At 70.7% G+C, this 12,981-nt stretch carries 15 protein-coding genes; 8 read left to right on the top strand and 7 right to left on the bottom strand.

Annotation, left to right across the window (positions count from 1 at the left end):
• Positions 1-182: 182 nt before the first annotated feature.
• The 7 genes from ACIREI_RS36045 to ACIREI_RS36015 form a co-directional block, all read right to left on the bottom strand.
• Positions 183-473 (bottom strand): DUF1416 domain-containing protein, encoded by a 291-nt coding sequence (locus tag ACIREI_RS36045; RefSeq protein ID WP_093904296.1) that lies wholly within the window; start codon positions 471-473, stop codon positions 183-185.
• A 92-nt stretch (positions 474-565) separates the two neighbouring features.
• Complete coding sequence (locus ACIREI_RS36040; RefSeq protein ID WP_403342202.1) at positions 566-1,405, bottom strand: sulfurtransferase; 840 nt, start codon at positions 1,403-1,405, stop codon at positions 566-568.
• 127 nt (positions 1,406-1,532) lie between these two features.
• The gene (locus ACIREI_RS36035; RefSeq protein ID WP_350310325.1) at positions 1,533-1,613 is read right to left on the bottom strand and encodes a putative leader peptide; all 81 of its coding nucleotides are present in this window, start codon (positions 1,611-1,613) and stop codon (positions 1,533-1,535) included.
• A gap of 250 nt (positions 1,614-1,863) precedes the next feature.
• Entirely contained in the window at positions 1,864-2,601 is a 738-nt protein-coding gene (locus ACIREI_RS36030; protein WP_403342199.1) for a DUF2993 domain-containing protein, read from the bottom strand.
• 392 nt (positions 2,602-2,993) lie between these two features.
• Positions 2,994-4,295: a hypothetical protein gene (locus ACIREI_RS36025; RefSeq protein ID WP_403342197.1), complete on the bottom strand. Its 1,302-nt coding sequence runs from the start codon at positions 4,293-4,295 to the stop codon at positions 2,994-2,996.
• A gap of 2 nt (positions 4,296-4,297) precedes the next feature.
• A complete protein-coding gene (locus tag ACIREI_RS36020; protein WP_030052141.1) occupies positions 4,298-4,552 on the bottom strand; it encodes a MoaD/ThiS family protein in 255 nt (84 codons plus the stop codon).
• Between the two features lie 37 nt (positions 4,553-4,589).
• Positions 4,590-5,465: an alpha/beta hydrolase gene (locus tag ACIREI_RS36015; RefSeq protein WP_403342193.1), complete on the bottom strand. Its 876-nt coding sequence runs from the start codon at positions 5,463-5,465 to the stop codon at positions 4,590-4,592.
• Between the two features lie 181 nt (positions 5,466-5,646).
• Between ACIREI_RS36015 and ACIREI_RS36010 the strand changes: the two genes are divergently transcribed.
• The 8 genes from ACIREI_RS36010 to ACIREI_RS35975 all read left to right on the top strand — a co-directional run bounded on the left by ACIREI_RS36010 (position 5,647) and on the right by ACIREI_RS35975 (position 12,902).
• Entirely contained in the window at positions 5,647-6,426 is a 780-nt protein-coding gene (locus tag ACIREI_RS36010; protein WP_403342191.1) for a winged-helix domain-containing protein, read from the top strand.
• Positions 6,427-6,553: 127 nt separating this feature from the next.
• Complete coding sequence (locus ACIREI_RS36005) at positions 6,554-7,576, top strand: LacI family DNA-binding transcriptional regulator (RefSeq protein WP_403342188.1); 1,023 nt, start codon at positions 6,554-6,556, stop codon at positions 7,574-7,576.
• Positions 7,577-7,718: 142 nt separating this feature from the next.
• Positions 7,719-8,831 carry a S1C family serine protease gene (locus ACIREI_RS36000; protein ID WP_403342185.1) on the top strand — a complete coding sequence of 371 codons (1,113 nt, stop codon included), beginning with the start codon at positions 7,719-7,721 and terminating at the stop codon, positions 8,829-8,831.
• A 32-nt stretch (positions 8,832-8,863) separates the two neighbouring features.
• Positions 8,864-9,052, top strand: a complete 189-nt coding sequence (locus ACIREI_RS35995; RefSeq protein WP_403342182.1) for a hypothetical protein — start codon at positions 8,864-8,866, stop codon at positions 9,050-9,052.
• 115 nt (positions 9,053-9,167) lie between these two features.
• Positions 9,168-9,905, top strand: a complete 738-nt coding sequence (locus ACIREI_RS35990) for a response regulator transcription factor (RefSeq protein ID WP_403342180.1) — start codon at positions 9,168-9,170, stop codon at positions 9,903-9,905.
• Positions 9,902-11,341, top strand: a complete 1,440-nt coding sequence (locus ACIREI_RS35985) for an ATP-binding protein (protein WP_403342178.1) — start codon at positions 9,902-9,904, stop codon at positions 11,339-11,341. The genes ACIREI_RS35990 and ACIREI_RS35985 overlap by 4 nt, the downstream gene beginning before the upstream one ends.
• Positions 11,342-11,364: 23 nt before the next feature.
• The gene (locus tag ACIREI_RS35980) at positions 11,365-12,324 is read left to right on the top strand and encodes an aminoglycoside phosphotransferase family protein (protein ID WP_403342176.1); all 960 of its coding nucleotides are present in this window, start codon (positions 11,365-11,367) and stop codon (positions 12,322-12,324) included.
• A gap of 101 nt (positions 12,325-12,425) precedes the next feature.
• Positions 12,426-12,902, top strand: a complete 477-nt coding sequence (locus ACIREI_RS35975; RefSeq protein WP_403342173.1) for a hypothetical protein — start codon at positions 12,426-12,428, stop codon at positions 12,900-12,902.
• The last annotated feature ends 79 nt before the right edge of the window (positions 12,903-12,981 follow it).

The following is a 12,981-nucleotide window of genomic DNA, read 5'->3' as shown; positions in this document are numbered from 1 at the left end:
TCGCAAGGGACGCGTCAAGGAGGGGCCGTGTGCCGTCGCCGTGCCTACATACGTCCAGGGTAGGCCGGGCATGCGGCTCGGCGTGAGATGGCGGGCGGGCGGTCATGCCGGAGGGCCGCACCCCAGGTGTCCAACCCGCGGGGTGCGGCCCTCTTCGGCAGTCGGTGGGCTGCTCGGTTCGCTCAGACCGCGATCGCGACCTCGGCGAGCGCGCCCTTCTCGGCGACGACGACCGTGCGGTCGGCGGTGCCGCCGGGGACGAGTGCGCGTACGGTCCAGGTGCCCTCGGCCGCGTAGAAGCGGAACTGGCCCGTGGCGGAGGTGGGGACCTCCGCGGTGAACTCGCCGGTCGAGTCCAGCAGACGGACGTAGCCCGTCACCGGCTCGCCGTCCTTGGTCACCTGACCCTGGATCGTGGTCTCACCGGGCTTGATCGTCGAGGCGTCGGGGCCGCCGGCCTTCGCTCCACACATGTCTTTCTCCAAGAGGGGTCTGACCGGAGGAAGGCCGGTCGGGATTTGCGGTCTGTTCGCTTACTGCTGGTCTGATTCGCTTACTGCTGGTCCTACTTGTTGGCGCCGAGCTCGATCGGAACGCCGACGAGGGAGCCGTACTCGGTCCAGGAGCCGTCGTAGTTCTTGACGTTCTCCACACCGAGCAGCTCGTGCAGGACGAACCAGGTCAGCGCGGAGCGCTCACCGATACGGCAGTAGGCGATGGTGTCCTTCGCCAGGTCGACCTGCTCCTCGGCGTAGAGCTCCTTGAGCTCCTCGTCCGACTTGAAGGTGCCGTCGTCGTTGGCGTTCTTCGACCACGGGATGTTGCGGGCGGACGGGACGTGGCCCGGACGCTGCGACTGCTCCTGCGGCAGGTGCGCGGGGGCGAGCAGCTTGCCGGAGAACTCGTCGGGCGACCGGACGTCGACCAGGTTCTGCGAGCCGATCGCGGCGACGACGTCGTCACGGAAGGCGCGGATGGAGGTGTCCTGGGCCTTGGCCTTGTACTCGGTCGTCGGGCGCTCGGGCACCTCCTCGACCAGCTCGCGGGCGTCCAGCTCCCACTTCTTGCGGCCGCCGTCGAGGAGCTTGACGTTCTCGTGGCCGTAGAGCTTGAAGTACCAGTAGGCGTAGGAAGCGAACCAGTTGTTGTTGCCGCCGTAGAGGATCACCAGGGTGTCGTTGGCGATGCCCTTCGCCGACAGGAGCTTCTCGAAGCCCTCCTGGTCGATGAAGTCGCGGCGGACCGGGTCCTGCAGGTCCTTGGTCCAGTCGATGCGGATCGCGTTCTTGATGTGGTTCTTCTCGTAGGCGGACGTGTCTTCGTCCACCTCCACGATCGCGATGTTGGGGTTGTCCAGGTTCTCCTGGACCCAGTCGGCGTCGACGAGGACGTCGCTGCGGCTCATGCTCTTCTCTCCTCCGGGGCAGTTGCGGCGGGGCGTGCGAGTGCGAGGGGGTGCGCGCGCTCGGGCCGAGACGGCGCACCTGTGCCCTGGTCAGGGCGCGGGGAAACGCAGAAGTCGGAGCTTCCGCTCAGAAGGTGCGACAGAGCATGGCGGCAACGCGGCACAGGTCTACTGCCCGCCGCTTCGTGAGATCCGCCTGTCGCTTCATGCCGTCGATCGTAGGGACGGACGGGCGGGCGTGTCACCGGTGTGTCGCATGCTGAGACAGGATCGTCCGCAATGCGGGATCGCAGACGTTCGGCTCACTGCGGAGGGCGCCCTCGCACGGCCTGCGGGGCCGATGTATCGGCGGTCACATCTACGCTACGGACGACGCCGTCTCGCCAGTCGGACACCCGGAAGACGGGCATCGGGTTCCGGTGGCCGTCCCATCCCACAAGGCACTACCCGGCAGAGCACTACCCGGCAAGGCGGACGTTCGAACCCTTCACCGTGATCTCGACTCCGTTCTTCGCCGCCTGGACCTTGTCGAGCTGGATGCCGCCGGGAAGACCGTCGATCTTCTGCTCGAAGTCGGTGATCGCGCGGGCCCGGTCCTCGGCGATGTCGGCGCCGGCGAAGCTGGGCAGGGTGTCGGCGTGCACCTTCACGGTGTCGCCCTCGGTGGTGACCGAGCTCAGGACGTAGACCGGGTTCGGCAGCTTCTTGCCGAGGACGGTGGCCTCCACGGCGACCTTGATCTTGCCGTTGCCGCCGTCCGAGAGGCCGACGACGCTCGCGGTGACGCCGGGGGCGACCTGGGTGGGCTCGGACTTGGCGGTCTTCAGCAGCTCGGCGTAGGTGATGGACGCGGTGCCGGTGGCGGTGGCCGCGGTCGCGGAGCTGTAGTCGCCGGAGAACTCGACGCCCTGCATGTTCGCCGTGAGGTCGTCGATGCGGATGGTCTTGCCGTCGGTGCCGGTGCCGGCCTCGTAGTCCTTGATGCCGACCTCGACGTCGTCCAGCGTGCCGCTCGCGACCTGGGTCAGGAAGGGGAAGCCCTTGATGGACACGTCAGGGGCCGCGTCGAGGTTCTCGGTCGTCTGGAGCTTGCCTGCGGCCTCGTCCTCGGCGAACCCGACGGCGAGCCGGTCGGCCAGCACGAAGAGGCCGCCGAGTATCACGACGACGATCAGCAGTATCCGAAGGGCGCGCATGTTGTGGTGTTCCCCCACCTCGGCGGTCGTCAACGACCACGGTCACTGACGGCCGGGCGGCCGTCAGCGCGAGCGTAACTCCGCCGAGCCCTGCCCCGGCGAATTGTCGATCACCTGTGACAGGGGTGGGGCGGGCGGCGTTGGCGCGAACGCCGGGGTTTCGCAAGAGGCTGCCCTCGAAAACCCCTGGGGGTTGAGCGCGCAACCAGTGCAGACCGCCGCTTCTCAGCGCCGGCCCGGGCATTTCCAGCCGGTCCGGCGTTTGAGGACGAGGCCCGTTCAGGGCCGAAGCGGGGGTATGGGGGCGGCAGCCCCCAGGGACGCGGGGTCGAAGGGGCGGCAGCCCCTGGGGGACGGGCCGGATAGGGGCGGCGGGGGCGAGAAAGGCGGGCTCAGGCCAGCGCGCGGCCCAGCAGGTACACCGCCGGTGCCGCAGCCGCCAGCGGCAGCGCGACGCCCGCCGTGAAGTGCACGAACCTGGACGGATAGTCGTAGCTGGCCACCCGGTGCCCGATCAGCGCACACACCGCCGCACCGACACCGAGCAGAGCCCCGTCCGCCCCCACCCCGGCCATCGCACCGACGACAGCCCCGGCCCCCGCCGCCGCGAGCAGCGAGACGACCACGGAAACCGGCGTCGGCAACGGCAGCGCCCGCACCAGGACCGCGACCGCGACCGCCACCGCGCCCACCGTCACCGCGTCCCCCTCCGCCGCGAGGTATCCGGCCGCGACGATCGACAGCGCCGCCGAGGCGACCGTCGCCATCAGCCCGTACATCCGCTCGTCCGGATCGGCGTGCGAGCGGAGCTGCAGCACCAGCGCCAGCAGCACCCAGACCCCCAGCGTGCCGAGGATCGCCGCCGGCGCCCGGTCGGCCGCCAGCAGCGCCACGTCCGCCGCCACCGCGCCCGCGAAGGCCAGCGCGATGCCCTGCCGGGCCGGCCACATGCCGTTCAGCCGGAACCAGCCCGCCGCGGTCACCGCCTGAAGGGCGACGAGGGGGACGAGCAGGGCGTACGCCCCGATCGCCGCCGTCCCCGAGAGCAGCAGGCCCAGCAGCGCCGTGAGCGCGGCCGGCTGGATCCCCGGCTCGATGATCGGGGAACGCCCCTCCAGCCGGGCCCGCTGGGCGTCGGTCAACCGGTCGTCGCCGGAGAGGGTCGCGGGGCCGTACCCGGGGTCGTTGCCGTCGCCCGCCTGGACATCCGTCGCATCCACGCCGGTCCCGGGAGCGTGGGCCCGCGTCTGGTTCTGCGCCTGCGCGGGGGGCTGGAACTGGGCCTGGCCGTAAGCCTGGGCCTGGGGATGGCCGTGCGCCCCGCCCTGGGACTGCGCCCGCATCTGCCCCTGCGTGTGAGGCTGCTGTCCCTGAGCGTGGGCCTGCTGTCCTTGGCCGTGGGGCTGCTGCTGCCGCCCGTGTCCCTGAGGCGCGCCCTCCCAGCCCCCGGCGCCCGCGGCCTGATACCCGGACGGCTCCCCGCCCCGGTACTCCGAGGTCGGCGGGGCCGGCGCGACCTGCGGCTGCACCTGCGTCTCCCAGGTCTGCCCCTGCCACTGCTGCGTGTACTGCTGGGCCGCCTGCGGATCGTCGTACGCCTGCTGCCCGGGCCATCCCTGCGGCACGGGCTGCTGAGCGGGCTGCTGCTGGTACGGGTCGTACCCGTCGTACCCCTGATACGGCTGGTCGGTCATCGTCACCCTCCTGCGAACGGCGGGAGCACCTCGACCGTGCCGCCGTCGGCCAGCCGTACCGTCTCATGTTCGCGGGTGCCCACGGGGTCACCGTCGACGAGGAACGAGCATCGCTGCAGGACGCGCACGAGTTCACCGGGGTGTCGCTCGCGGGCGGCGTCCAGCGCCTCGGCGAGCGTGGCCGCGTCGAACGGCTCCTCGGCGATCCCGGCCGCGGCCTTCGCGGCGGCCCAGTAGCGCACCGTGACCTTTGGCATGCGGTTCCTCAATCAATCGGCTGTGTACCCCGCCAGGCTAGCCCGCCCGACCGACAGCCCAGTCCCCGATCCGGCCCAGCAACTCGTCGGCGGCCGCGTGCTCGGCGTGCCCCATCCCGGGCTCCAGCCAGAGTTCGCCGTGGTCACCGGCTGCCGCGGCCAGCGTGCGAGGGTGGTCGAGGGGGAAGTAGCCGTCCCGGTCGCCGTGCACGATGAGCAACGGCGTGGGCGCGATGAGCGCCGCCGCCTCGACGGGAGGCATCGGCACCGGGTCCCACTCCCGGTGGTGGATACGGGTACGGAATCCGTAGCGGCCCACCAGGCGCCCCTCGGGCCGCGTCACCAGCCAGTGGAGCTTGCGCATGGGTGCCGTGCCCCGGTAGTACCAGCGCGCGGGCGCGCTCACCGACACGACCGCGTCCACACCCGTACGCTCCCCCCTCTCCCCTTGCTCCCCGCCCCGCCCGCCGTACAGCGCCGCATGCCGCAGCACCACCGAGCCGCCCATGGAGAAGCCCACGGTCGCCACGCGCGCGTGGCCGAGTTCGCGGGCCCACCGCACCGCGGCCGCCAGGTCGAGCACCTCGCGGTCGCCGACCGTCGAACGGCCGCCCGAGGCGCCATGGCCCCGGAAGGAGAAGGTGACGACGGCCCCGTGCCGGGTGAGGGCCCGCGCCACCCGTCGCACATGCGGCTTGTCCACGTCGCCGGTGAAGCCGTGGGCCACGACGAACACCAGGTCACCGGCGGGTGGACGGGAGGCGTCGTATACGACCGCACGCGGGTCGTATACGGAATCGATCGTCACGCCGTCGTCGGTGTGCAGAAACGTCCGCAAAGGTGTACGTCTGGTTGTCTCAGAGTGCGGACGAACCGTCGATCGTGCCACATGACCTGCCGGACCGATGCTCATGTGGGCTATTCTGCTGGGCAGAGGACTCGGGCAGCGTAGCCCCCGGGTCCTTTTGTGCTTTCGGAAGCGTTGTATACGACGCGGGAAACCTCAGGTGACCGCAGGTGTACGGGGCCTTCGGGATCGCAGAGCAGTTCCGTACCGCACACGTCCTCGCAGGGACCGAGGAGGAACCAGACGTATGAGTTCTCTGCTGCTCCTGACCAATGCCCTCCAGCCGTCGACGGAGGTACTCCCCGCCCTCGGCCTGCTGCTGCACAACGTGCGCGTGGCTCCGGCGGAAGGCCCCGCCCTCGTCGACACCCCGGGTGCCGACGCCATCCTCATCGACGGCCGGCGCGACCTGCCCCAGGTGCGCAGCCTCTGCCAGCTGCTGCGCTCGACCGGCCCCGGCTGTCCGCTCATCCTCGTCGTCACCGAGGGCGGCCTCGCCGCCGTCACCGCCGACTGGGGCATCGACGACGTACTCCTCGACACCGCCGGCCCGGCGGAGGTGGAGGCCCGTCTCCGGCTGGCCATGGGCCGCCAGCAGATCGTCAACGACGACTCCCCCATGGAGATCCGCAACGGCGACCTGTCGGTGGACGAGGCGACCTACAGCGCCAAGCTCAAGGGCCGGGTCCTCGACCTCACCTTCAAGGAGTTCGAGCTCCTGAAGTACCTCGCCCAGCACCCCGGCCGCGTCTTCACGCGCGCGCAGCTGCTCCAGGAGGTCTGGGGCTACGACTACTTCGGCGGCACCCGGACCGTCGACGTCCACGTACGACGCCTGCGCGCCAAGCTCGGACCCGAGCACGAGTCGCTCATCGGGACCGTCCGGAACGTCGGTTATCGATTCGTTACTCCCGAGAAGATCGACCGCGCCGCCGAGGAAGCCAAGGCCAAGGCCGGCCGGGCAAAATCGGAGGATGCGGACGAGAAGGCCGTCCTGGACGACGCCGACGTCCGGGCCGACGCATAGAAAGGCACAGCGGACGCTCGGGCGGGGCCTCACCGGCGTTGCTTTCGCACAGCCCACTGACAGCCGGGCGACAGGGAAGCTCCTTCACGCCCTGCCCAGAGCGGGTCCATCCGCGTAGACTCCGCGCGTGGCCAAGGTGACTCGCGATGATGTGGCTCGGCTGGCAGGGACGTCCACTGCCGTCGTCAGCTATGTCATCAACAACGGACCCCGGCCGGTCGCCCCGGCCACGCGCGAGCGTGTACTCGCCGCCATCAAGGAACTGGGGTACCGGCCCGACCGGGTCGCCCAGGCGATGGCCTCGCGGCGCACCGATCTCATAGGCCTGATCGTCCCGGACGCGCGCCAGCCCTTCTTCGGGGAGATGGCGCACGCGGTCGAGTGGGCCGCGGCCGAGCGCGGGAAGATGGTTCTCGTCGGCAACTCCGACTACGTCGGCGAGCGCGAGGTCCACTATCTGCGGGCGTTCCTCGGGATGCGGGTCTCGGGGCTCATCCTCGTCTCCCACGCCCTGAACGACCTGGCCGCCGCCGAGATCGAGGCCTGGGACGCCCGGGTCGTCCTCCTCCACGAGCGGCCCGAGGCCATAGACGACGTCGCCGTCGTCACCGACGACCTGGGCGGCGCCCAGCTCGCCGTACGCCACCTCCTGGAGCACGGCTACGAGTACGTCGCCTGTATGGGCGGCACCGCCGAGACCCCGGCGGTCGGCGACCCGGTCTCCGATCACGTCGAGGGCTGGCGGCGCGCGATGGCCGAGGCCGGGGTGCCCACGGAGGGGCGGCTGTTCGAGGCGCCGTACAACCGCTACGACGCGTATCGCATAGCGCTCGACATCCTCTCCGGCCCGAACCGGCCGCCGGCGATCTTCTGCTCCACCGACGACCAGGCCATCGGTGTGCTGCGGGCGGCGCGGGAGCTCCGCTTGGACGTGCCGGGGGAGTTGGCTGTCGCCGGGTTCGACGACATCAAGGAAGCGGCGCTGGCGGATCCGCCGCTGACGACGATCGCGTCCGACCGGTCGGCGATGGCACGGGCCGCGGTGGATCTGGTGCTCGATGACGGGCTGCGGGTCGCCGGGTCGCGGCGGGAGCGGTTGAAGGTGTTTCCGTCGCGGTTGGTTGTGCGGCGGTCCTGCGGCTGCAAGTGACGGCCGGCGAGCCTTTGTGAAGGCCGTCTGAGAGGCCTTACCAAGCCGCCAGAACCGTCTTTACATCGGGCATACGAGCTTCTGCCGGGCTTCTCAGGGAGCACTCAGGGAGCTCTCATGGTCGGGCGACAAGCTCATTGTCATGACCGAGAGCTTCCGCCGCGACGGCGAGTACGAGCAGTACACGAACCCCCACCAGGGCGCCCAGCAGCACGCCTCCTCCCCCGTGAACCCGGAGTGGCCGCCCCCGCCGGCGTACCAGCCGGCGGCGCACGAGCCGACGGGCCACGGCCCGACGAGCCACGAGCCGACGGGCCAGGCGGCCGGCGGAGCCCCCACCACTCTCCTCACCGAGCCCGTCGCCCAGCCGCCGAAGGCACGGCGCCGTAACCGCGGCCCGGTCGCCCTCCTCGCCGCCGTGGCGATCGTCGCCGCGGCGATCGGCGGGGGCACGGCGTACGGCATCCAGGAGCTGACCGGCAACGACACCGTCGCCGCCACCAGCTCCACCAGCACCAACGTCGTCCCCTCCAGCCAGAAGGGCACGGTCGCCGGGGTCGCCAAGGCGGTCAGCCCGAGCATCGTCGAGATCAACGCGAACTCGAACGCCGGGTCCTCCACCGGCTCGGGCGTGATCATCACCAGTGACGGCGAGATCGTCACCAACAACCACGTCGTCTCCGGCGCCTCCTCGATCAAGGTGAGGACCAGCGACGGCAAGGAGTACACCGCCGAGGTCGTCGGCACCGACAGCAGCAAGGACCTCGCGCTGATCAAGCTGCAGAACGCCTCCGGGCTGACCGTGGCCACCCTCGGCGACTCCTCCGGTGTCCAAGTCGGCGACCAGGTCGTGGCGATCGGCTCCCCCGAGGGCCTGACCGGCACCGTCACCAGCGGCATCGTGTCCGCGCTCAACCGTGACGTGACCGTCTCGACCGACGAGAGCCAGGGCCAGCAACAGCAGCAGGGCGGCGGCGGATGGCCGTTCGAGTTCGGCGGTCAGCAGTTCAACGGCGACACGGGGTCGTCGACGACGACGTACAAGGCCATCCAGACGGACGCGTCCCTGAACCCCGGCAACTCCGGCGGCGCGCTGATCGACATGAACGGCAACATCATCGGCATCAACTCCGCGATGTACTCGGCCTCCGGCTCGAGTTCGTCGGACGCGGGCAGCGTGGGCCTCGGCTTCGCCATCCCGATCAACACCGTCAAGTCCGACCTGGCGAAGCTGCGGTCGGGTTCGCAGAACTGACCTCGTCGAAGCCCGAGCTGAAGGAGTACGTCATGATCCAGCAGGTTGAGCACACCACGACCGCCTTCGGTGCGGCCGACATCGCCCTGGCCCTGAACATCGCCGGCGCCCTGCACGCGCCGACGGCCCCCTCCCGGGCGCCGGAACTGGCGACCGCCGGTCTCGGCGCGGGCCGCAGGGCCGCCCCGGCCCGCAGCCGCCGCCGTGCCGTACGGGGCTGAGGAAGCCGAGCAGGCCGAGCAGGCCGACTAAACCGAGCAGGCCGAGAAACATGCGAGGCTGAAGGCGTTGGCCACTCAACCCCCTGTCCCCACCACACCCGAGGATCCCGAGCCCATGAGCCCCGCCGATGGCGACCGTGACCCCCAGCGCATCCTGATCGTCGACGACGAGCCCGCGGTGCGTGAAGCACTCCAGCGCAGCCTCGCCTTCGAGGGGTACGACACCGAGGTCGCGGTCGACGGCGCCGACGCCCTGGAGAAGGCGACCGCCTACCGGCCCGACCTGGTGATCCTCGACATCCAGATGCCCCGCATGGACGGCCTGACCGCGGCCCGCCGCATCCGCGGCGCCGGCGACACGACGCCGATCCTCATGCTGACGGCCCGCGACACGGTCGGCGACCGTGTGACGGGACTGGACGCCGGGGCCGACGACTACCTGGTCAAGCCCTTCGAACTGGACGAACTCTTCGCCCGGGTCCGCGCCCTGCTGCGGCGCAGCTCGTACGCGGCGGCGGCCGGTGCGGGCGCGGCGGAGGAGGACGAGGCGCTGACCTTCGCCGACCTGCGCATGGATCTCGCGACGCGTGAGGTGACGCGGGGTGGGCGGCCGGTGGAGCTGACCCGTACGGAGTTCACGCTGCTGGAGATGTTCATGGCGCATCCGCGCCAGGTGCTGACGCGTGAGCAGATCCTCAAGGCGGTCTGGGGCTTCGACTTCGAACCGTCGTCGAATTCGCTGGACGTCTACGTCATGTACCTGCGGCGCAAGACCGAGGCGGGTGGCGAGCCGCGGCTCGTGCACACGGTTCGGGGTGTGGGGTATGTGCTGCGGCAGGGTGGGGCCGAGTGAAGCGTGTAGTGCGCCGGTATCGGTCGTTGCCCATCCGGACGCGGCTGTCGTTGCTGGTGGCGGCGGCTGTGGCGTTCGCGGTGGCTGCGGTTTCGGTTACCTGTTGGTTCATTGTGCAGGGGAAGCTGTACCAGCAGGTTGACGACGACCTCAAAAAGGCATCGATGAGAATGCCCGGCCAGCTCCAGGACGCTCTCACCAACTGCACCGAGACCCCGTATGGCACTGGCGTCTTCCGGAACACCTACTCCCAACTGGTCCAGGAGGACGGCACCGTCTGCATCCTCCAGGACTCGGCGGCAACGGTGAAGGTCACCCAGGCCGACAAGGACCAGATCGAGGAGGCGAACACCAACCGGGTCTACTTCCGCAACGGCACCGCTGGGGACGGCACCGATGTGCGTGTGCTGACCCGGCCGCTGGGCGCCACCACTACCGCCTCGGGGGAGACCGGCCCCAACGTCGGGCTCGTGGTCGCCGTTTCCCTGAAGAGCACCCAGAAGACCCTCAACGAACTCGCCCTGATCCTCCTCCTCGTCTCCGGCGTAGGAGTCGTGGGCGCAGGCGCCGCCGGTCTCGCAGTGGCCCGCGCCGGCCTCCGCCCCGTCGACAAGCTCACCGAAGCCGTCGAGCACGTGGCCCGCACCGAGGACCTGAGCGTCCGTATCCCGGTCGAGGACGACGCCGAGGACGAGGTCGCCCGCCTCTCCCGCTCCTTCAACTCCATGACCTCCGCCCTGGCCGACTCCCACGAACTCCAGCAGCAGCTCATCGCGGACGCCGGCCACGAACTGCGCACCCCCCTCACCTCCCTCCGCACCAACATCGAACTCCTCACCCGCAGCGAGGAGACGGGCCGCCCGATCCCCGAGGCCGACCGCAAGGCCCTCCTCGCCTCGGTGAAGGCCCAGATGACCGAACTGGCCGCCCTGATCGGCGACTTGCAGGAGCTGTCCCGCTCGGAGGGCCAGCGCGGCGAGCGCGTCCAGGTGGTCTCCCTGGAGGACACGGTCGAGTCCGCCCTGCGCCGGGCACGGCTGCGCGGCCCGGAGCTGACGATCACGGCCGACCTTCAGCCCTGGTACGTCCGCGCGGAACCGGCGGCGTTGGAGCGCGCTGTGGTCAACATCCTCGACAACGCGGTGAAGTTCAGCCCGGAGAGCGGCACGATCGAGGTCGTCCTGAACGACGGTGTCCTCACCGTCCGCGACCACGGGCCCGGCATCCCCGCCGACGAACTCCCCCACGTCTTCGACCGCTTCTGGCGCTCGCCGAGCGCGCGGGCCCTGCCCGGCTCGGGGCTCGGCCTGTCGATCGTGGCCCGCACCGTCGAGCAGGCCGGCGGCCAGGTCACGCTGGCCCGCGCGGAGGGCGGCGGCACGATCGCGACGGTGCGGTTGCCGGGGGCGCCTACGGCTCCGCCGGAGGTTCCGTAGGAGTTCGTGGGTAAAGTGCCCTGATGATCGCCGTACCGGAGGCATTCGCGCGCGGCACCATCGAACGCGAGGGACAGTCCGGAGCCGACTGGATCGCCGAACTGCCCGCCATCGTCGGCGAGTTGCTGGACCGCTGGGGCTGCGTGCCGGACGGGGACGTGACGCACGGCGGGGTCGGAATCATCGTCCCGGTACGGCAGCGCGAGGACCATGCCGCTGCCGCCGTGCTGAAGGTGTCGTTCCCGCACCCCGGCAACGTCCATGAGCCGGACGCGTTCGCGGTGTGGGGCGGGCGCGGGGCCGTGCTGCTGCACCAGCGGGACGACGACCGGTTCGCGATGCTGCTCGAACGGGCACACGCGTCGACCTTGGCCGAGGTCGAGGACAACGACGAGGTCGTGGCCGTCGCGGGTCGGCTCAATCACCGACTGGCCATTCCCGCGCCGCCCGCACCATCCGGGCCACCCGCCCCGCCCCGACTGCCCCGGCTCCGGGAGCGGGCCGACGCCTGGGAGGAGGAGTTGCGCAGGGACGCCGAGGAGCTCGCCCACCCCCTGCCGCGCCGGGTGCTGGACGCGGCTCTGGCGACCGTTCGCGAGCTGGGCCGCGACCGGCTGGAGACCGTCATCCACGGTGACCTGCACGCCCGGAACATCCTGCGCGGCGACCGCGAAGCCTGGCTGGCCGTCGATCCCAAGGGGCTGGTGGGCGACCCCGCCTACGACGGCGGCACGCTGCTCAAGTCCCGTGCGCTGTCCCTCCTTGAGGCGGGGGACCTCGACAAGGCCGTTCACCGGGTCCTGGACGTCTTCGCCGAGTCAGCCGTCCTCGATCGCGAACGCGTACGACGCTGGGCGCAGTTCCATGCCGTGCAGGCGGCGTTCCACGGTCGGCGGCACGGGTTCCGGGTCGCGCGCGGAGGAGCGCGGCGGGACTGGCTCGTCGAGTTCGCTGACCGGTTGGCGGAGTTGCTCACCAAGTAGGGGGCATAAGGGGCCAGTTGGCGCACCTTCTCGGCCAAAGCGGCCGGGAGGGTGATCCACTTCCCGGCCGTTTCTCCTTACGCTTGAGGCGAGGGGGAGCCATGTGGAAGAACTCGTCACCGAAGATCGCCCTGTGGATCGCCGTGGGTCTGTTGTTCACGGCCGGTGCCGTCTCGCTCCTCGTGGTGGCGGCGGCTTCGGGGTCGGACGGGACCGCTCACTCCGGGCACACGTCGACCAGTTGGTACACCACGCAACAGCCGCCGTACACGGACGATCCCGGTGCCACCGAGGGCCCGACCGAGGAGCCGACGGAAGAGCCCACCGCACCGGCCGAACCGAGCGAACTCCCCACCCCCGTCACCGTCGTGACCCAGACCGTCGTCGCGGTGAACCCGAGTGGCGGCGGAGGCGACGGCCCCGGCTCACTGATCGCGGCCTTCGGCTCCCTGCTGAGCGGTGCGGCGGCGGTCGGCACCCTGCTGCACGCCGTCCACCTGAGCCGCCAGAACCGCGGCGCCGCGGCGAGGGACGACGACACGGCCCCGGCACCGTCCCCGCAGACACCGTCCTCGTAGGCGCCGTCCTCGTAGACACCGTCCCTGCAAGCGCCCGACAAGCACAGCCGAGTACGGCAACCTTTGCCCCAGCGGCTCC

It is taken from the genome of Streptomyces sp. NPDC093591 (assembly GCF_044764885.1).
GTDB lineage: Bacteria > Actinomycetota > Actinomycetes > Streptomycetales > Streptomycetaceae > Streptomyces.
Note: the sequence above shows the minus strand (reverse complement) of the source record. Positions and strands in the feature narration are given on the sequence as shown.